16 protein-coding genes are annotated in these 18,155 nt (G+C 65.5%); 1 reads left to right on the top strand and 15 read right to left on the bottom strand.

Annotated elements, in window-relative coordinates; all coding sequences use genetic code 11:
• Nucleotides 1-12: 12 nt before the first annotated feature.
• From ACAM55_RS07730 to ACAM55_RS07715, 4 genes are read right to left on the bottom strand one after another with little or no spacing between them, the layout of a single operon-like run.
• Nucleotides 13-1,575, bottom strand: coding sequence for a DHA2 family efflux MFS transporter permease subunit (locus tag ACAM55_RS07730; protein WP_369655446.1), 1,563 nt, complete (start codon nucleotides 1,573-1,575; stop codon nucleotides 13-15).
• A 30-nt stretch (nucleotides 1,576-1,605) separates the two neighbouring features.
• Nucleotides 1,606-2,949 carry an efflux RND transporter periplasmic adaptor subunit gene (locus ACAM55_RS07725; protein WP_369655445.1) on the bottom strand — a complete coding sequence of 448 codons (1,344 nt, stop codon included), beginning with the start codon at nucleotides 2,947-2,949 and terminating at the stop codon, nucleotides 1,606-1,608.
• 38 nt (nucleotides 2,950-2,987) lie between these two features.
• On the bottom strand, nucleotides 2,988-4,469 hold the full coding sequence (locus ACAM55_RS07720; RefSeq protein ID WP_369655444.1) for an efflux transporter outer membrane subunit: 1,482 nt from the start codon (nucleotides 4,467-4,469) through the stop codon (nucleotides 2,988-2,990).
• The gene (locus tag ACAM55_RS07715) at nucleotides 4,462-5,010 is read right to left on the bottom strand and encodes a MarR family winged helix-turn-helix transcriptional regulator (protein WP_369655443.1); all 549 of its coding nucleotides are present in this window, start codon (nucleotides 5,008-5,010) and stop codon (nucleotides 4,462-4,464) included. The genes ACAM55_RS07720 and ACAM55_RS07715 overlap by 8 nt, the downstream gene beginning before the upstream one ends.
• A gap of 76 nt (nucleotides 5,011-5,086) precedes the next feature.
• On the opposite strand from ACAM55_RS07715, the gene ACAM55_RS07710 reads away from it, so the two are divergent.
• Entirely contained in the window at nucleotides 5,087-6,871 is a 1,785-nt protein-coding gene (locus tag ACAM55_RS07710; protein WP_369655442.1) for an ABC transporter transmembrane domain-containing protein, read from the top strand.
• Nucleotides 6,872-6,895: 24 nt separating this feature from the next.
• On the opposite strand, the gene ACAM55_RS07705 is transcribed toward ACAM55_RS07710, so the two are convergent.
• The 11 genes from ACAM55_RS07705 to nuoG are packed head-to-tail and all read right to left on the bottom strand — an operon-like array spanning nucleotide 6,896 to nucleotide 18,127.
• A complete protein-coding gene (locus ACAM55_RS07705) occupies nucleotides 6,896-7,363 on the bottom strand; it encodes a DUF1178 family protein (RefSeq protein ID WP_369655441.1) in 468 nt (155 codons plus the stop codon).
• Nucleotides 7,364-7,370: 7 nt separating this feature from the next.
• On the bottom strand, nucleotides 7,371-7,979 hold the full coding sequence (locus tag ACAM55_RS07700; protein ID WP_369655440.1) for an NUDIX domain-containing protein: 609 nt from the start codon (nucleotides 7,977-7,979) through the stop codon (nucleotides 7,371-7,373).
• Nucleotide 7,980: 1 nt separating this feature from the next.
• Nucleotides 7,981-8,286 carry a DUF2818 family protein gene (locus tag ACAM55_RS07695; protein ID WP_369655439.1) on the bottom strand — a complete coding sequence of 102 codons (306 nt, stop codon included), beginning with the start codon at nucleotides 8,284-8,286 and terminating at the stop codon, nucleotides 7,981-7,983.
• Nucleotides 8,287-8,302: 16 nt separating this feature from the next.
• Nucleotides 8,303-9,790, bottom strand: coding sequence for an NADH-quinone oxidoreductase subunit NuoN (gene nuoN, locus ACAM55_RS07690; protein ID WP_369655438.1), 1,488 nt, complete (start codon nucleotides 9,788-9,790; stop codon nucleotides 8,303-8,305).
• 13 nt (nucleotides 9,791-9,803) lie between these two features.
• On the bottom strand, nucleotides 9,804-11,282 hold the full coding sequence (locus ACAM55_RS07685) for an NADH-quinone oxidoreductase subunit M (RefSeq protein WP_369655437.1): 1,479 nt from the start codon (nucleotides 11,280-11,282) through the stop codon (nucleotides 9,804-9,806).
• A gap of 25 nt (nucleotides 11,283-11,307) precedes the next feature.
• Nucleotides 11,308-13,341: an NADH-quinone oxidoreductase subunit L gene (gene nuoL / locus ACAM55_RS07680; RefSeq protein ID WP_369655436.1), complete on the bottom strand. Its 2,034-nt coding sequence runs from the start codon at nucleotides 13,339-13,341 to the stop codon at nucleotides 11,308-11,310.
• Between the two features lie 7 nt (nucleotides 13,342-13,348).
• A complete protein-coding gene (nuoK, locus tag ACAM55_RS07675) occupies nucleotides 13,349-13,657 on the bottom strand; it encodes an NADH-quinone oxidoreductase subunit NuoK (RefSeq protein WP_012748597.1) in 309 nt (102 codons plus the stop codon).
• A complete protein-coding gene (locus ACAM55_RS07670) occupies nucleotides 13,654-14,313 on the bottom strand; it encodes an NADH-quinone oxidoreductase subunit J (protein ID WP_369655435.1) in 660 nt (219 codons plus the stop codon). Before ACAM55_RS07670 ends, nuoK begins: the two co-directional genes overlap by 4 nt.
• Nucleotides 14,314-14,352: 39 nt before the next feature.
• A complete protein-coding gene (gene nuoI / locus ACAM55_RS07665) occupies nucleotides 14,353-14,874 on the bottom strand; it encodes an NADH-quinone oxidoreductase subunit NuoI (RefSeq protein ID WP_055805171.1) in 522 nt (173 codons plus the stop codon).
• A 17-nt stretch (nucleotides 14,875-14,891) separates the two neighbouring features.
• Nucleotides 14,892-15,968 carry an NADH-quinone oxidoreductase subunit NuoH gene (gene nuoH / locus ACAM55_RS07660; protein WP_369655434.1) on the bottom strand — a complete coding sequence of 359 codons (1,077 nt, stop codon included), beginning with the start codon at nucleotides 15,966-15,968 and terminating at the stop codon, nucleotides 14,892-14,894.
• A complete protein-coding gene (nuoG, locus tag ACAM55_RS07655) occupies nucleotides 15,965-18,127 on the bottom strand; it encodes an NADH-quinone oxidoreductase subunit NuoG (protein WP_369655433.1) in 2,163 nt (720 codons plus the stop codon). Before nuoG ends, nuoH begins: the two co-directional genes overlap by 4 nt.
• Between the last annotated feature and the right edge of the window lie 28 nt (nucleotides 18,128-18,155).

Below are 18,155 nucleotides of genomic sequence, written 5' to 3'. Positions count from 1 at the left end.
TTCTCCGCGAGCCTAGTGCGCGCCTGCCGCGGCATCGCCGCCCGCGCCGCCTTTTTGCGGCCTTGCCAGCCACACCAGCGGAATCAACAGCAGGAACAGGATCGCCGAAGCGTAGAAGATGTCGTTCGTGGCCAGCATGAATGACTGCTGGTCGACCAGGCGGTTGATCTGCCCCAGCACCTGCTCCGTACTCAAGCCGCTGCTCGCCAGGCCGGACATGGCGCTGGTCGCCGCGTTGTTGCCCTGGTTCACCGATTCCGCCAGCTGCGAGTGATGCAGTGCGGCCCGGTTCTCCCAAAGCGTGGTGGTGATCGACGTGCCCATGGCGCCCGCGGTGATCCGCAGGAAGTTCGACAGGCCCGAGGCCGCGGGAATGCGATCGGGCGTCAGGCCCGACAGCGTGATGGTCACGAGCGGGATGAAGAAGAACGCCATCGCAATGCCCTGGATGATCGTCGGGATGATGATCGTCACGAAGTCGGCCTGCGTGTTGAAGTTCGACCGCATCCACAGCACCAACGCAAACACCAGGAACGAGAAGGTGGCGTAGCGGCGCGGATCGATCTTGGCGACCGTGAGCCCGACCACCGGCGAGAAGAAGATGGCAAGCAGGCCCACCGGCGCCATGATCATGCCGGCCTGCGTGGCGGTGTAGCCCATCCACTGCTGCAGCCACAGCGGCAGCAGCACCACGTTGCCGAAGAACAGGCCGTAGGCCACGGCGGTTGCCACCGCGCCCGACCAGAAGTTGCGGCGCTTGAAGAGCGACAGGTCGACCACCGGATGCTTGTCGGTCAGCTCCCAGATGAGGAAGAACGCGAAGCCGACCACCGCGATGACCGCCATCGTGACGATCTCGGGCGAATGGAACCAGTCCAGCTCCTTGCCCTTGTCGAGCATGAGTTGCATCGAGCCGACCCACAGCACCAGCAGCGCGAGGCCGATGGCGTCGATCGGCACCTTGTGCGTGGTGCTTTCACGCTTGCGGTAGAGCGCCCAGGTGATGGCGGCCGCGACGATGCCGACCGGGATGTTGATGTAGAAGATCCACGGCCACGAGATGTTGTCGGTGATCCAGCCGCCCAGGAGCGGCCCCATCACCGGCGCGACCAGCGTCGTCATCGACCACATTGCCATCGCGAGACCGGCTTTCGCGCGCGGATAGCTCGACAGCAGCAGCGTCTGCGACAGCGGAATCATCGGACCGGCAACGAAGCCCTGCAGCGCGCGGAACAGGATCAGCGTCGTCATGTTCGGCGCCAGGCCGCACAGCAGCGAGGCGATCATGAACAGGATCACGCTGGCCATGAAAAGCCGCACCTGGCCGAAGCGCTGGGTCATGAAACCCGTGAGCGGCACCGCGATGGCGTTGGCCACCGCGAAGCTGGTGATGACCCAGGTGCCTTGCGTGGTGCTCACGCCCAGGTCGCCTGAAATGGCCGGCAGCGACACGTTCGCGATCGACGAGTCGAGCACGTTCATGAAGGTGGCGGCAGAGAGCGCGATCGTGCCCCAGACGCGGGCGGCGCCCTCGAGCGGCGGATGCGCGACGTACGCGGGAGCAGCAGTGGCCATTGGCTTTGCCTCGGGAACCGTTAACGGCGATCAGCCGGGATGGGATTGCGAAGCACCTTGCGCAGCGGTCGCGGCATTGGCTGCCGGCGTGGCCGAGCGGCCCGTTGCCGGCGCCGCGGAAGCTGCCGGCGCGCCGCGCCCGAGATTCGCGGCCACGATGCGATCGACTTCGGCGTCGGCGCCCTGGTCGAGCTTGCTGTAGACCTGCGTCTGCGACATGGCGGTGGCACGCGGCGCATCGGCCAGCATCTTGCCGCTCTTCTGCGAGATGTCGATCTCGGCATCCATCGAAAGGCCGATGCGCAGCGGGTTGGCCTTGAGCTGCTCGGGGTCGAGCGCGATGCGCACCGGCACGCGCTGCACCACCTTGATCCAGTTGCCGGTGGCGTTCTGCGCCGGCAGCAGCGCAAAGGCGCTGCCGGTACCCACGCCGAGGCCCGCGACCTTGCCGGTGTATTCAACCTTCTTGCCGTAGACGTCGGCCTTGAGCTTCACCGGCTGGTCGATGCGGATGTTGCGCAGCTGCACTTCCTTGAAGTTGGCGTCGACCCACAGCTGGTTGAGCGGCACGATCGACATCATCGGCGTGCCCGCCGCGACGCGCTGGCCGAGCTGCACGGTGCGCTTGGCAACGTAGCCGTCGACCGGCGCGGGCAGCGCCACGCGCTGCGTGGCCAGGTACGCCTCGCGCACCTTGGCGGCGGCGGCCAGCACGCTCGGGTGCTGGGCCACGCTGGTGCCCTCGGTCAGCGACTGGTTGCTGGTCAGCGCTTCGCGCGCGGCCACCACGCCGGCCTGCGCGGCCGCAAGCTGGCTCCTGGCATTGTCGAGCGCCGTCTCGGCGTGGTTGAGCTCTTCCTTCGAAACCGCGCCATTGCCCGACAGCGCGCGGCGGCGCTGCAGGTCGTCCTGCGCCTTGGCGATGTCGCTCTGCGCCTTGACGATGTCGGCCTGTCGCAGCGTGACCTGCGCCGCCAGCGAGCCATTGTTGGCGTACAGCGTGCGTACCTGGCGCACGGCCTGCGCGAGCGCGGCTTCGGCCTGCTCGAGCGCCACCTTCGCATCGGCGGGGTCCAGCTGCACCAGCGGCTGGCCGGCCTTCACGAAGTCGGTGTCGTCGGCGTTGATGGCCATGACGGTGCCGCCGATCTGCGGCGTGATCTGGATGACGTTGCCCTGCACGTAGGCGTTGTCGGTGTCTTCGTAGTGGCTGGCAACCAGCCATTCGTAGAGTCCCCAGCCGCCGCCGGCGACGATCACCACCGCGGCGAGCGCGGTCAGCGCGCGGCGGCGCTTGCCGTTGTCGGCAGGCGCTGCGGGTGCGGTGGTGGGGGCTGCGGAAGCAGCGGGCGTCGGGGTGTTGTTGTCGCTCATGATGAAGTTCTTTCCGAAGACGAAGAAGTCGGTTCAGTTCAGTTCGATGCGGACGGCGCGGGCGCCGCGGCGGTGGCGGTCGCCGGCGGCTGCCAGCCGCCACCGAGAGCGCGCGCCAGGCCCACCTGCGTGTCGAGCGCGCGGGCGGCAAGATCGACCGCCAGCCGGCGCTGCGCGAGCACGGCGGTTTCCGCGGTCAGCACATTGAGGTAGTTGCCGAGGCCGGCGCGGTAACGCTGCACCGCGATGTCGTAGGCACCTTCGGCCGCCGTCTGCGCGGCGCGCTGTTCAGCCTGCTGGCGGGCGATCGACTGCGCGCTCGACACCTGGTCGGCCGCGTCGCGCACCGCGTCGAGGACGGTGGCGTTGTAGCTCTCGATCGCGGCGTCCAGATCGGCCGCCTTGCCGCGCAGGTTGGCGCGCAGGCGGCCGCCTTCGAAGATCGGCAGGTGGATCGCGGGACCCACGCCCCACTGCTCGCTGCCCGACTTGAGCAGCTTGCCGAATCCCAGGCTCTGGAAGCCGACGAAGGCCGTGAGATTCACGTTGGGATAGAACTGGGTCCTGGCATTGGCCACGTCGCTGGTGGCGGCCTCGACGCGCCAGCGCGCGGCGGCAATGTCGGCGCGGCGGCCCAGCAGGTCGGCCGGAATGTTGGCCTGCAGTGCGATGGGCTTGACGGCCTCCAGCATCGGCGGCTTGAGCGATGCGGACACGTTGGGCTGGCCCACGAGCGCATCGAGTGCGTGCTGCTGTAGCGCGATCTGCTCGTTGAGTGCTTCGATCTGCTGGCGCGCTTCGGGCAAGCCGCCTTCGCTCTGGCGCAGTTCGAGGCGGGTGTCGAGGCCCGCAGACACACGGTCGCGCACGAGCTTGAGCGTTTCGTCGCGCTGGGCCAGCGTGCGCTGCGCCACGCCGAGTTGCTCGTTCAGGCGCGCCCACTGGAAGTAGCTGCGCGCCACGTTGCTGGCCAGCAGTACGCGCGCGGCGTCGGCATCGGCCGCCGCGGCATTGGCGCTGCCGATGGCGGCTTCGAGCGCGGTGCGGTTCTTGCCGAAGAAGTCGAGCTCCCAGCTGGCGCCCAGCTGCAGCAGGCCGATGTTCTGCGTCGAGCCGCCCAGCGGTGCGGGATAGATGTAGTTGCTGTTGAACTTCTGGCGGTTCAGGTCGAGTTCGCCATTGACCTTGGGTTTCAAGGCCGACTCGGCGATGTCCGCGGAAGCCTGCGCCCGCGCGAGGCGCGCGCGCGCCACCTGGAGGTTCGGATTGCCGGCCACCGCCTGGTCGATCAGCGTGTTGAGCTGCGCATCGCCGAAGGCCAGCCACCATTGGCGATCGACGCTCGGCACGGTGGCAGCGCTGCCGTCCGCGGCAATGCCAAGCGAAGAAGCATCGCGAAGCTTGGCCTCCGAGCCGATGCCGGCCATGTCGGCACAACCGGCCAGCGCGACCATCAGGATTGCAGCAGCGGCGACGACGGGGGTGCGGCGCACAGCGCGCGCGGCAAGGGATTCAGTCATTTTTTTCTCCACGGGCTGCGAGGGCCTGCGCGTTGTCGAGGATGCGGCGCAGGTAACCCTTGAGCTGCTCCCACTCTTCGTTGGTGAAACCCGCCAGGTGCTCGTTCTGCACACGGCTCAGTACGTGCGGGACTTCCTTGGCGGCGGCGCGGCCTTCTTCGGTGAGTTCGATATTGACCACGCGGCGGTCTTCGAGCGAGCGAACGCGGCGGCACAGGCCCTTGGCCTCGAGGCGGTCGAGCAGGCGCGTCATGGCACCGGCGTCGAGCTCGCAGGCGCGGGCCAGTTCGGCCACGGTGGTGGCCGCGCCGACGTGCAGCTTGTACAGCGGCAGCCACTGGGGAAAGGTCGGGCTGCCGGGCTCGCACATGCGGGTTTCCACTGCCTGGGCCACTGCGCTCAATATGCGCCGCATCAAGTACCCGATGCTTTCCTCGGCCTGGTAGGTTTCGGCACGGTAAAAGTCGGCCGGCCGGCGCTCGGGGTCGCGGGAGGCCGGTGGGGCCTGGGAAGTATCGGGCGGGGTATCTGCATCGCTCATGGGCTGAATATTAATTGCCTCGGCAATTATTGTCAAGGCCGCCTTTGTGGCGGCAAGGGTCGGTAGAATCCGAGCAATGGCTTCTTCCCCTCTGTCTTCACCAGCCAAGGGCTCGCCCCGATCGCTGTCGGGCCTGAACCCTTTTCTACGGCCATACCGCATCCAGATCGTTCTGGCGGGCATTTTTCTGGTGTTCGCCGCGATCACGACCCTGGTCTTTCCGCTGGCGCTGCGCAGCCTGATCGATGGCGGGCTGGTCAGCGCCGACAAGGGTGCGCAGACCATGGCGCTGCGCGAGCACTTCGGCGCTCTCTTCGCCGTGGCCGTGGCCCTGGGTCTTTTTTCGGCCGCGCGCTTCTACACGGTGAGCTGGCTCGGCGAGCGCGTCACCGCAGACCTGCGCAATGCCGTGTACGGCCACGTGCTGCGGCAGAGCCCGGCGTTCTTCGAAACGACCCAGACCGGCGAAGTGCTGTCGCGCCTGACGGCCGACACCACGCTGGTACAGACGGTGGTCGGCTCGTCGCTGAGCATGGGGCTGCGCAACGCGGTCATGGGCGTGGGCGCCCTGGCGGTGCTGATCTGGACCAACCCCTACGTGATGGTCCAGGTGCTGGGCATCCTGGTGCTGGTGGTGCTGCCCAGCATGTGGTTCGGCCGCCGCGTGCGCAAGCTCTCGCGCGCCAGCCAGGACCGGGTGGCCGACTCGAGCGCCATCGCGGCCGAGGTGCTCAATGCCATTCCGGTGGTGCAGAGCTACACCGCCGAATCGCGTGAAGCAGGCCGCTTCAATGCATCGACCGAAAATGCCTTCAGGACCGCGGTGCGCCGCACCAAGGCGCGTTCGGTGCTGGTGGCCTTCATCATCATCGCCACCTCGGCAGCGCTGCTCTGGGGCCTGTACCAGGGCACGCAGGCCGTGCTGCGCGGCGACATCACGGCCGGCCACCTGGGCCAGACGGTGGTCTACGTGGCCATTCTCGCGAGCGCGACCGCCGTGCTCGGCGAGGTCTACGGCGACCTGCTGCGGGCGGCCGGCGCGACGGAGCGCCTGATGGAACTGCTTCATGCGCCGGCGGCGATCGTCTCCCCGCCGGATCCGGCAGCTGCGCCCGTTCCTGTGGCGGGCAGCGCCGTCAAGCTCGAGGCGGTGACTTTTCACTACCCCTCGCGCCCCGGCACGCCGGCGCTGAAGAACTTCAGCCTCGACATCGCGCCCGGCGAAACGGTGGCGCTGGTGGGCTCGAGCGGCGCGGGCAAGAGCACGGTGTTCCAGTTGCTGCTGCGCTATTACGACCCCCAGTCAGGGCGGCTGCTGCTCGACGGCGTGCCGCTGGCCTCGCTCGCGCTGCGCGATCTGCGCACCCGCATCGGCCTGGTGCCGCAGGATGCCGTGATCTTCTCGGCCAGCGCTTTCGAAAACATCCGCTACGGACGCCCCGACGCAACCGCCGACGAGGTGCATGCCGCCGCCCGCGCGGCCTTTGCACACGACTTTCTGCAGGCATTGCCCGAGGGCTACGACACCTTCCTCGGCGAGCGCGGGGTGCGCTTGTCGGGCGGACAGCGCCAGCGCATCGCGATCGCGCGCGCCATTCTCAAGAACCCGCCACTCCTGTTGCTGGACGAAGCGACGAGCGCGCTCGATGCGGAGAGCGAGCGCATGGTGCAGGCGGCGCTCGAATCGGCAATGGAAGGCCGGACCACGCTCGTCATTGCGCACCGCCTGGCCACGGTCCAGAAGGCCGACCGCATCATCGTGCTCGACCATGGCGGCATCGTCGAACACGGAACGCATGCCACGCTGGTAGCGCAAGGCGGGGTGTACGCCCGCCTGGCGGCCCTTCAATTCGCGGCTTGAAGCCGCAAGAGCGGCAGCAGCGGATTACTGCAGCGTTTCCTTGAGCGCGGCGGGTATCGGCAGCGGCATCACCGGAATGCCTTCTTCGAGCAGCGCTTCGGTCTGCTCGCGGGTGGCCTGGCCGCGGATTCCGCGCTCTTCGGCTTCGCCGTAGTGCATCTTGCGAGCCTCGTCGGCAAAACGCTCGCCGACGTCCTCGGTCTTCGCGAGAACCTCGCGCACGGCGCGCATCCAGCGCGCCTCGGGAGACATTTCGGCCGGCAACTGCGCCTTGGCAGCCGAAGCAGGGCCCGGCGCTGCGGCGGCACCCGCGGGTTCCTTCGCATTGCCAAGGTTGAGGCGCGGCGCGCTCAGCAGCTTGACGATGCGCGTGTCGGCACAGACCGGGCACTCGACGAGGCCGGCCGAGAGTTGGGTTTCAAACGCCTCGTTGGACGCAAACCAGCCTTCGAAGCCGTGGCCATGCGAGCAGCGTAGATCGAGAACCTTCATGCGCGGATTATCCCGCGCCGCCTTGCGCAGCGGGGGCCTGCCAATCGAGTTCCCATGCGCCCGAAAGGACGTTCTGCAGCCAGAGCGCGCAAGTGAGCGACTTGGCGTCGGTGATCGTGCCGTCGCGGCACCAGCCGGCCACTTCCTGCGGCGTGGCCGTGAAAACGTCGAGAAACTCGCCGTGGTCGAGTTGGCGCTTGCCGAGCGAAAGGCCGCGCGCAAAGTAGATGTGGATGATCTCGGTGGAATAAGCCACCGCCAGGTGCATGGCGCCGGCATATGCCCATTCGCGCGCGGTGTAGCCGGTTTCCTCGAGCAGCTCGCGCTGGCCGCAAAGGAACGGATCCTCGCCCGCGTCGAGCTTGCCGGCCGGAAACTCGGTCATCACGTGCCCGACCGGATAGCGGTACTGGCGCTCCAGCACCACGCGGCCGTCGTCGAGCAGCGGAACCACCACCACCGCGCCCGGATGGATCACGTACTCGCGCGTGGCGGTGTGGCCGTCGGGCAGGCGCACGGTGTCGCGGCAGACCTGGAGGAAGTTGCCCTTGACCAGGACCTCGCTGGCGGTGCGTTCTTCCTTCAGGTGCGATTCGGCAATGGAGGTGGAAGTCATGTCAGTGCCTGTGCTTCATGAGGTAGCGCCAGGTGAATCCTGGAAATGCCAGCACGATGAAAAGCGCGCCGGTCACCGCGTAGAACTCCCAGCCCTGCGGGGCGATCTGCCCTGCCCTGCGTTCGAACAGCAGTCCCACGCCGCCAGCGACGAAGTACATCACCACCAGTTCGGCAAGGCGGATCGCCAGCGACTTGGGATGGACTTGCAGCGGTATGGCGCCAAACAGCCGGTCGTTGAAGAACGGCAGGTTGGCCGCCAGCAGCGCCACCACGAGCACGACCCAGACCGAGGCGGTTTGCGACACCGTGCTCTGGCCGGGATCAGTTGGCCAGCGTCGCCACGATGGCGTTGGCGCACAGCGTCATAAGGCCGCCGGGAACGATGCCCAGCAAGAGAATCAGCAAGCCGTTGATCGAGAGCACGGTGCGCACGTCGCGCGGCGCCGACACGGTGCTGGCCGTGACGGGAGCGTCGAAATACATGACCTTGACCACGCGCAGGTAGTAGAAGGCGCCGATCAGCGACGTGATCACCGCAAACACGGCCAGGCCGATATAGAGCGCCTGGCCCGACGCGATCAGCGCCTGCAGGACCGCCAGCTTGGCATAGAACCCGACCAGCGGCGGCAGGCCCGCGAGCGAGAACATCGCGATGGCCATCACGCCGGCATACAGCGGGCTGCGCTGGTTCAGGCCTGCCAGGTCGGTGATCTCTTCGCTTTCGAAGCCCTCGCGCGCCAGCAGCAGGATGATGCCGAAGCTCGCCAGCGTGGTCAGCACGTAGGTCACGATGTAGAACATCGAGGCGCTGTACGCGAACTGCGCGTTGTAGGTGTTGCCGTTGACCACGCCCGCCACCAGGCCGAGCAGCATGAAGCCCATCTGCGCAATGGTCGAGTAGGCCAGCATGCGCTTGAGGTTGGTCTGCGCGATGGCGGCGAGGTTGCCCACCAGCAGCGATGCGATGGCCAGCAGGGCCAGCATCTGCTGCCAGTCGATGGCCAGCGGCAGCAGCCCTTCCACCAGCAGGCGGATGATGATGGCGAAGGCGGCCAGCTCGGGCGCCGCGCCGATCAGCAGCGTGACGGCCGTCGGGGCGCCCTGGTACACGTCGGGCACCCACATGTGGAAAGGCGCAGCCCCCACCTTGAAGGCCAGGCCCGCGACGATGAACACCAGGCCGAACACCAGCACCTGGTGGTTCACCTTGCCGCTCGCGATGATCTTGAACACCTCGTTGACGTCGAGCGAACCGGTCGCGCCGTACATCATGGAGAGGCCGTAGAGCAGGAAGCCGCTGGCCATGGCGCCGAGCACGAAGTACTTCATGGCCGCTTCGCTTGCCACCGCGTTGTCGCGGCGCAGCGCCACCAGCGCGTAGCTCGAGAGCGTGAGCAGTTCGAGGCCCAGGTAGATCAAGAGGAAGTTGCTGCCCGAGATCATCACGAACATGCCCAGCAGCGCAAACATGCTGATGGTGAACATTTCGCCGCCGCGCAGCATTTCTCGGTCCGCCGCGTAGGGCCGGCCATAGACCAGCGTGACCATCAGGGCCACCGTGGCAAAGCACTTGAGCCAGTTGCCCATGGGGTCGCTCACGACCATGCCGCCGAAGCCGTAGACCGTCTTGCCGTCGTTGGCGGCGATGCCGGTCAAGACGGCCACCACGGCCAGCGTGAGCAGCGTCAGGATGTAGGTGCGCGTGCGCTGCGCACTGGTGCTCGACAGGTCGACCAGCGCAATGATGCAGGCCATGACCAGCAGCACGACTTCGGGGTAGATCGCGACCCAGCTGAGTTTGTCAATCATCTCGTTCTCTTCATCAGGAGGGCAGCTTCGAAATCGCCACATGGCGCAGGAGCTCCGTCACGGAAGCATCCATCGCAGCGGTGAACGGCTTCGGATAGAGGCCCATCCACAGCACGGCAATGGCCAGCAGCGACAGCATCAGGAACTCGCGGGCATTGATGTCGCTGAGTTCCTTGACGTGGTCGTTGCCGACCGGGCCGAGGTACACGCGCTTGTACATCCAGAGTGTGTAGGCCGCGCCGAAGATCAGCGCGGTCGCGGCACCCATGCCGAGCCAGAAGTTGGCCTTGACCGCACCCAGGATGACCATCCATTCGCCCACGAAACCGGCGGTGCCCGGCAGGCCGCAGTTGGCCATGGCGAACAGCAGCGCGAACGCGGCGAACTTGGGCATGGTGTTGACCACGCCGCCGTAATCGGCGATCTGGCGCGAATGCACGCGGTCGTACAGCACGCCGATGCCGAGGAACATGGCGCCCGACACGAAGCCGTGCGCAATCATCTGCACGATGCCGCCGGACACGCCGAGCTCGTTGAAGATGAAGAAGCCGAGCGTGACGAAGCCCATGTGCGCGACCGACGAGTACGCCACGAGCTTCTTCATGTCTTCCTGCACCAGCGCCACCAGGCCGACATAGATCACCGCGATCAGCGACAGCCCGATCATGAGCCAGGCCCATTCGTGCGAGGCGTCGGGCGCGATCGGCATCGAGAAGCGCAGGAAACCGTAGGCACCGAGCTTCAGCATGATGGCGGCCAGCACGGCCGAGCCACCGGTCGGCGCCTCGACGTGCACGTCGGGCAGCCAGGTGTGGACCGGCCACATCGGCACCTTGACCGCAAAGGCGGCAAAGAACGCGAAGAACAGGAAGGTCTGCGCCGTGGAACCGAGCGGAAGCTTGTGCCAGCTCAGGATGTCGAAGCTGCCGCCCGACTTGTTGTACAGGTAGATCAGCGCCACCAGCGTCAGCAGCGAGCCGAGCAAGGTGTAGATGAAGAACTTGAACGCCGCGTAGATCTTGTTCGGGCCGCCCCAGATGCCGATGATGAGATACATCGGGATCAGCGTGGCTTCGAAGAACACGTAGAACAGGATGCCGTCGAGCGCGGCGAACACGCCGATCATGAAGCCCGAAAGAATCAGGAACGCGGCCATGTACTGGTTGACGCGCTCGGTGATCACTTCCCAGGCCGAGATCACGACCACCACGGTGGTGAACGAGGTCAACAGCACCAGCCAGAGCGACAGGCCGTCGATGCCAACGTGGTAGCTGACATTGAAGCGTGTGATCCAGCTGGCCTTTTCGACGAACTGCATCGCGGCGGTGCCGTTCTGGAAGCCCGTGTAAAGCGGCACGGTCACCAGGAAACTGACGATGGCGCCGACCAGCGCGACCCAGCGCACGCCCCGGGCGTGCTCGTCACGGCCGAACGCCAGCAACGCGACACCGAATGCGATCGGCACCCAGATGGCAAGGCTCAACAAACCCATTTTTCTTTTTCTCCAGCGCTAAAGCTCAGCGTTTGAACCAGACGAAGTACGTCATCAGGATGAAGATGCCGAGCAGCATCGCGAAGGCGTAGTGATAGATGTAGCCCGACTGGAGCCAGCGCACCGCGCCCGAGACGCGGCCGACGACCTTCCATGAACCGTTGACCAGGGCACCATCGATCAACGCCTGGTCGCCGCCCTTCCACAGGCCGGTGCCAAAGGCACGCGTGGCACGGGCGAGGACGTTCTCGTTGAACCAGTCGAGGTAGTACTTGTTGTCCAGCAGGCGATAGACCGGGCCGAAGGCGCGCTTGATCGCGGCCGGCAGCGCCGGATTGACCATGTACATGTAGAACGAGAGCACCACGCCGGCCAGCGCCAGCCAGAACGGCGGCGCCGTCAGGCCGTGGATCGCCATGGCCACGGGGCCGTGGAAGGCTTCTCCGAGTTCCTTCATGGCATGGTGCTTGTCGGCGTCGACGGCGATGGCGCCCTTGAAGAACTCGCCGAAGAGCATCGGCTCGATCGTCATGAAGCCGATCACCACGGACGGGATGGCCAGCAGAACCAGCGGCAGCCACACCACCCAGGGCGATTCGTGCGGCTTCTGGCCGTGATGGCCATGGTTCTCGTCGTGCTCAGCATGCTCGTCGTGATGGTGCGCGTCGGGATTCTGGTCGTAGCGCTCCTTGCCGTGGAACACCAGGAAGTACATGCGGAACGAGTAGAACGCCGTCACGAACACGCCGGCCAGCACTGCGTAATAGGCGAACTGCGCGCCCCACAGGTGGCTTTCGTGCACCGCTTCGATGATGCTGTCCTTCGAGTAGAAACCGGCGAAGAACGGCGTGCCGATCAGCGCGAGCGAACCCACGAGCGAGGTGATCCAGGTGATCGGCATGTACTTGCGCACGCCGCCCATCCAGCGGATGTCCTGGTTGTGGTGCATGCCGATGATCACCGAGCCCGCGCCGAGGAACAGCAGCGCCTTGAAGAAGGCGTGCGTCATCAGGTGGAACACCGCGACCGAATAGGCCGATGCGCCGAGCGCCACCGTCATGTAGCCCAGCTGCGAGAGCGTCGAGTACGCGACCACGCGCTTGATGTCGTTCTGGATGATGCCGAGGAAGCCCATGAACAGCGCCGTGATGGCACCGATCACTAGGATGAAGCTCAAGGCGGTGTCGCTGAGTTCGAACAGCGGCGACATGCGCGCCACCATGAAGATACCCGCCGTCACCATGGTTGCCGCGTGGATCAGTGCCGAGATGGGGGTCGGGCCTTCCATCGAGTCGGGCAGCCACACGTGCAGCGGGAACTGCGCGCTCTTGCCCATGGCGCCGATGAACAGGCAGATGCAGATCACGGTCACCAGCATCCACTCGGTGCCGGGGAAGGTGATGCCAGCCAGCGTGTTGGCCTTGGCGAAAGCCTCGCCGTAGTTCAGCGTACCGGCGTAGGCCGCGATCAGGCCGATGCCGAGAATGAAGCCGAAGTCGCCCACGCGGTTGACCAGGAAGGCCTTCATGTTCGCGAAGATGGCGGTCGGCTTGTTGAACCAGAAGCCGATCAGCAGGTACGACACCAGGCCCACCGCCTCCCAGCCGAAGAACAGCTGGAGCATGTTGTTGCTCATGACGAGCATCAACATCGAGAAGGTGAAGAGCGATATGTACGCGAAGAAGCGGTTGTAGCCCTCGTCTTCTTCCATGTAGCCGATGGTGTAGACGTGCACCATCAGCGAGACGAAGCTCACCACGCACATCATCATGGCCGTGAGGCCGTCGACCAGGAAGCCGATCTCCATCTTGAGGCCGCCGACCACCATCCATTCGTAGATGGTGGCGTTGAAGCGGGCGCCGTCGACCACCACGCTCTTCAGCGTCATGGCCGAGATGATGAAAGCGACGAAAACACCGAGGATGGTCAGCGAGTGCGTGACCTTGCGGCCGATATGGTTGCCGCCGAACTTGGTGCCGAACAGGCCGGCGACGACGGCGCCGACCAGGGGTGCCAGCGGCACGGCCAGCAGGGTGGGTGCGGAAAGGGTTGCGCTCATACTGCTTTCAACCCTTGAGTGAGTTGAGTTCGTCGACGTTGATGTTGGACTTGTTGCGGAACAACAAGACCAGCAGCGCAAGGCCGATGGCCGATTCGGCCGCGGCCACCGTCAGGATAAAGAACACGAAGATCTGGCCGTGCATGTCGCCCAGGTAGTACGAGAACGCCACGAAGTTCATGTTCACCGCGAGCAGCATCAGCTCGATGGCCATCAGCAGCACGATGAGGTTCTTGCGGTTCAGGAAAATGCCGATCACCGAGAGCGCAAAGAGCATGGCGCCGAGCGATAGAAAGTGTCCGAGCGTGAGCGTCATGCCTTGTTTTCCTTTGCCGCTGCGGCGTCGGCGGGTGCTTCCACCACGGGCTCGGCGGCGCGCGTGACCGCCATCTGCACGATGCGAACGCGGTCGCGTGCCTTCACGCGCACCTGGTCCGACGGGTTGACGTACTTGCTGTCCTTGCGGGTGCGCAGCGTCAGTGCAATGGCGGCCACGATGGCCACGAGCAGGATGACCGCGGCAATTTCCAGCGGATAGAGGTATTCGGAATACAGCAGCTTGCCGAGTTCGAGCGTGTTCGAGCTGTTGGGAGAGGTGATCGCCATGGCGCGCGGCGCTTCACCGAGGCGAAAGCCGCCCATCAGCACCGCGGCCATTTCGAGCGCGATGAGCGCGCCCACGCCGGCAGCCAGCGGAAAGTGCTTCCAGAAGCCCTGCCGCAGGCCGTCGACGTTGATGTCCAGCATCATCACGACGAACAGGAACAGCACCATCACCGCCCCGACATAGACGAGCACGAGCGCGATCGCCAAAAACTCGGCGCGCAGCAAAAGCCAGATCGCCGAGGCCTGGAAGAAGGCCAGCACCAGGTACAGCGCGGCGTATACGGGATTGCGGGCGGTGATGACGCGGAAGGCTGCAAACAGCAGCACCACGGCAAACAGATAGAACAGACCGGTCTTGACGTCCATTTGGAATTCGAATTGGTACGGGGTTCGGGCTGAGCGGGATCAGCGGTACTTGGCGTCGGCCGCCTTGTTCGCTGCAATTTCTTTTTCGTAGCGGTCGCCCACGGCCAGCAGCATGTCCTTGGTGAAGTACAGGTCGCCGCGCTTTTCGCCGTGGTATTCGAAGATGTGGGTCTCGACGATCGAGTCGACCGGGCAGCTCTCTTCGCAGAAACCGCAGAAGATGCACTTGGTCAAGTCGATGTCGTAGCGCGTGGTGCGGCGCGAGCCGTCGTCGCGCACATCGGATTCGATGGTGATGGCGAGCGCCGGGCACACGGCTTCGCAGAGCTTGCAGGCAATGCAGCGCTCTTCGCCGTTTTCATAGCGGCGCAGCGCGTGCAGGCCGCGAAAGCGCGGCGAAAGCGGCGTTTTTTCTTCGGGAAACTGCACCGTGATCTTGCGGGCGAAGGCGTACTTGCCGGTGATGGCAAGACCCTTGAACAGTTCGAACAGCATGAAGCTGCCCAAAAAATCCTTGAGCGAGAACGGAGCGGACGTTGTTGCGGTATGCGCAGCAGACATGATGTTGGCGCTTCCAGTTATTTCCAGATGTTGAACGGGGTCTGCATCCAGGCACCGACCACGACCAGCCACACGAGCGTGACCGGGATGAAGATCTTCCAGCCCAGACGCATGATCTGGTCGTAGCGGAAGCGCGGGAACGTCGAGCGAACCCACAGGAACATGGTGACCACGCAGAAGGTCTTGGCACCGAGCCAGATCCAACCGGGGATGAAGCTCAGGAACTCGAACGGCGGCAGCCATCCGCCGAGGAACAGCACCACGCACAGGATCGAGACCAGCCACATGTTGGCGTACTCGGCCAGGAAGAACATGGCAAAGCTCATGCCCGAGTACTCGATCATGTGGCCCGCGACGATTTCGGACTCGCCTTCGACCACGTCGAAGGGGTGGCGGTTGGTTTCAGCCAGGCCCGAGATGAAGTAGACGACGAAGATCGGCAGCAGCGACAGCCAGTTCCACGACAGGAACCCGATGCCCATCGATGCGAACGTGCCCTTGCCCTGCCCTGTCACGATGTCGGTCATGTTCAGGCTGGCCGAGACCATCAGCACCACGACGAAGCAGAAGCCCATCGCGATTTCGTAGCTCACCATCTGCGCCGAGGCGCGCAGCGCGCCAAGGAAGGCGTACTTCGAGTTGGAAGCCCAGCCCGCGATGATCACGCCGTAGACCTCGAGCGAGGTGATGGCCATCACGAACAGCAGGCCGGCGTTGATGTTGGCCAGCGCCACATCGGGACCGAAGGGAATCACGGCCCATGCGGCGAGCGCCGGCATGATGGTCATGATCGGGCCCAGCAGGAACAGGCCCTTGTTGGCGACCGTCGGAAGAATGATTTCCTTGGTCAGCAGCTTGAGCGCGTCGGCGATGGGCTGCAGCAGGCCCAGCGGCCCGATGCGGTTCGGGCCGATGCGGATCTGCGTGAAGCCGATGGCCTTGCGCTCCCACAGCGTGAGGTAGGCCACGGCCCCCATCAGCGGAAGCACGACCACGATGATCTTGATCAGCGTCCAGATCACGGGCCAGGCCGCGGCTGTCCACCAGCCCGCATGGACCAAGCCCTGGCCGAAAGCATGCAGTGAATCGATCATGCCAATGCCTCCTCGGCACGGGCCGGTGCTGCCAATGCGTTGCGCGCATCGGCGGTAAGTTGCAGCGACGGTGCGCGGCGCACGATCGAGTCGAGCCGGTAGATGCTCGCGACCACGGGTGCGGGAACCGCACCCGTGGAAGCCACGGCCTTTGCGGCGGTCGTATTGCGGAGCACATCGGCCGGCACGGCGCCGTTGTCGCCGATGGTGCGCAGCACGTCGGCGGTCGATTCGAAAGCAAAGCCCGGCAGGCCGAGCAGGTTGGCGAGCACGCGCAGCACCTTCCAGGCCGGGCGCGCTTCGCCTTGCGGCTTCACGACGGCATGGAAGCTTTGCAGGCGGCCTTCGGCATTGACGAAGGTGCCCGGCGTTTCGGTGAACGGCGCGATGGGCAGCAGCACGTCGCTGAACTCGAGGTTGGCCTTGAAGGGGCTCAGCGTGACGACCATTTGCGCATTGCCGATGACATCGGCGGCTGCGGCGCCCGCGGCCGAGTCGAACACCGGCTCGGTATTGAGCAGCAGCACCGCCTTGAGGCCGGAACCCGCCGCCAGCATGCGGCCGGCATCGAGGCCGCCGTTCTTCGGGAACGCGCCGACGAGTTGCGCGCCCACGGTGTTGGCGGCTTCGGTCAGGTAGCCGACGGTGGCGCCGGTCTGCGCGCCGATCCAGTTCGCGAGGGCCAGCAGGCTGCTGGCTTGCGCGTGGTGGGCGGCGGCATTGCCGAGCAGGATGGCCTTGCGCTCGCCGCTCAGCAGCGAAGCTGCGATGGCCTGCGCGGCGGCATCCGGTGCATTCTTCGGTGCCAGAGGCGCAGCGGCGCCGTTGGTCTGGCCGATGGCCGCGGCAACAGCGGCCAGCGCTTCGACCCACTGGTCGGCTTCGACGATCGTCGATTGCGCCACGCTGATGGCCCAGGCTTCGCGGTCGGCCATCAGGCTGGCCGAGGTGATCACCGACAGCGCGGCGCCCTTTCGCACGGCCTGGCGGATGCGCTGCGCGAACAGCGGGTGGTCCTTGCGCAGGTTCGAACCGACGACCAGCGCGCGCTGCAGCTGCGTGAGCGATGCGATCGAGGTGCCGAGCCAGCGCACGCCTTCGAACGCCGTGAATTCGGCGTTGCGCAGGCGGTAGTCGATGTTGTCGCTGCCGAGTTCACGCGTGAGCATGGCGGCAAGCTGCAGCTCTTCGAGCGTGCTGTGCGGGCTCGCCAGCGTGCCGATGCTCTGCGCGCCGTGGTCAGCCTTGATCTGCTTCAGGCCGTTGGCCACGTATTCGAGCGCGGTCTGCCAGTCGACCTGGTGCCATTGGCCGCCCTGCTTGAGCATGGGCTGCGTGAGGCGTTCCGGGCCGTTGAGCCCTTCGTAGGAGAAGCGGTCGCGGTCGGCAATCCAGCACTCGTTGACGTCTTCGTTCTCGAGCGGCACCACGCGCATCACGCGGTTGTTCTTGACCTGGACGATCAGGTTGGCGCCGGTGGAGTCGTGCGGGCTCACCGACTTGCGGCGCGACAGCTCCCAGGTGCGGGCGCTGTAGCGGAACGGCTTGCTCGTGAGCGCGCCGACCGGGCAGATGTCGATCATGTTGCCCGACAGTTCGGAGTCGACCGAATCGCCGAGGAAGGTTTCGATTTCGGAGTGCTCGCCACGTTGCGTCATGCCGAGCTCCATCACGCCGGCCACTTCCTGGCCGAAGCGGACGCAGCGCGTGCAATGGATGCAGCGGCTCATTTCTTCCATGCTGATCAGCGGGCCGACGTCCTTGTGGAAGACGACGCGTTTTTCTTCTTCGTAGCGCGAAGAAGAACCGCCGTAGCCCACGGCCAGGTCTTGCAGCTGGCATTCGCCGCCCTGGTCGCAAATGGGGCAATCCAGCGGGTGGTTGATCAGGAGGAACTCCATGACCGACTGCTGCGCCTTGATGGCCTTTTCGCTCTTGGTGCGAACGATCATGCCCTGCGTGACGGGCGTGGCGCAGGCCGGCATCGGCTTGGGCGCTTTTTCCACGTCGACCAGGCACATGCGGCAGTTGGCCGCGATGCTGAGCTTCTTGTGATAGCAGAAGTGCGGGATGTAGGTGCCCGCCTTGTCGGCCGCATGCATCACCATGCTGCCTTCGGTCACTTCGACCTTCTTGCCGTCGAGTTCGATTTCAACCATATGTGTGGGCTTCCGCCGGGCCGCCCCA

It is taken from the genome of Variovorax sp. V213 (assembly GCF_041154455.1).
Classification (GTDB): Bacteria; Pseudomonadota; Gammaproteobacteria; order Burkholderiales; family Burkholderiaceae_C; genus Variovorax.
Note: the sequence above shows the minus strand (reverse complement) of the source record. Positions and strands in the feature narration are given on the sequence as shown.

Excerpts from the sequence above, each read along its gene's own strand:
- ACAM55_RS07730 (WP_369655446.1), bottom strand. The coding sequence starts at position 1,575 with ATGGCCACTGCTGCTCCCGCGTACGTCGCGCATCCGCCGCTCGAGGGC.
- ACAM55_RS07725 (WP_369655445.1), bottom strand. The coding sequence starts at position 2,949 with ATGAGCGACAACAACACCCCGACGCCCGCTGCTTCCGCAGCCCCCACC.
- ACAM55_RS07720 (WP_369655444.1), bottom strand. The coding sequence starts at position 4,469 with ATGACTGAATCCCTTGCCGCGCGCGCTGTGCGCCGCACCCCCGTCGTC.
- ACAM55_RS07715 (WP_369655443.1), bottom strand. The coding sequence starts at position 5,010 with ATGAGCGATGCAGATACCCCGCCCGATACTTCCCAGGCCCCACCGGCC.
- ACAM55_RS07710 (WP_369655442.1), top strand. The coding sequence starts at position 5,087 with ATGGCTTCTTCCCCTCTGTCTTCACCAGCCAAGGGCTCGCCCCGATCG.
- ACAM55_RS07705 (WP_369655441.1), bottom strand. The coding sequence starts at position 7,363 with ATGAAGGTTCTCGATCTACGCTGCTCGCATGGCCACGGCTTCGAAGGC.
- ACAM55_RS07700 (WP_369655440.1), bottom strand. The coding sequence starts at position 7,979 with ATGACTTCCACCTCCATTGCCGAATCGCACCTGAAGGAAGAACGCACC.
- nuoN (WP_369655438.1), bottom strand. The coding sequence starts at position 9,790 with ATGATTGACAAACTCAGCTGGGTCGCGATCTACCCCGAAGTCGTGCTG.
- ACAM55_RS07685 (WP_369655437.1), bottom strand. The coding sequence starts at position 11,282 with ATGGGTTTGTTGAGCCTTGCCATCTGGGTGCCGATCGCATTCGGTGTC.
- nuoL (WP_369655436.1), bottom strand. The coding sequence starts at position 13,341 with ATGAGCGCAACCCTTTCCGCACCCACCCTGCTGGCCGTGCCGCTGGCA.
- nuoK (WP_012748597.1), bottom strand. The coding sequence starts at position 13,657 with ATGACGCTCACGCTCGGACACTTTCTATCGCTCGGCGCCATGCTCTTT.
- ACAM55_RS07670 (WP_369655435.1), bottom strand. The coding sequence starts at position 14,313 with ATGGACGTCAAGACCGGTCTGTTCTATCTGTTTGCCGTGGTGCTGCTG.
- nuoI (WP_055805171.1), bottom strand. The coding sequence starts at position 14,874 with ATGTCTGCTGCGCATACCGCAACAACGTCCGCTCCGTTCTCGCTCAAG.
- nuoH (WP_369655434.1), bottom strand. The coding sequence starts at position 15,968 with ATGATCGATTCACTGCATGCTTTCGGCCAGGGCTTGGTCCATGCGGGC.
- nuoG (WP_369655433.1), bottom strand. The coding sequence starts at position 18,127 with ATGGTTGAAATCGAACTCGACGGCAAGAAGGTCGAAGTGACCGAAGGC.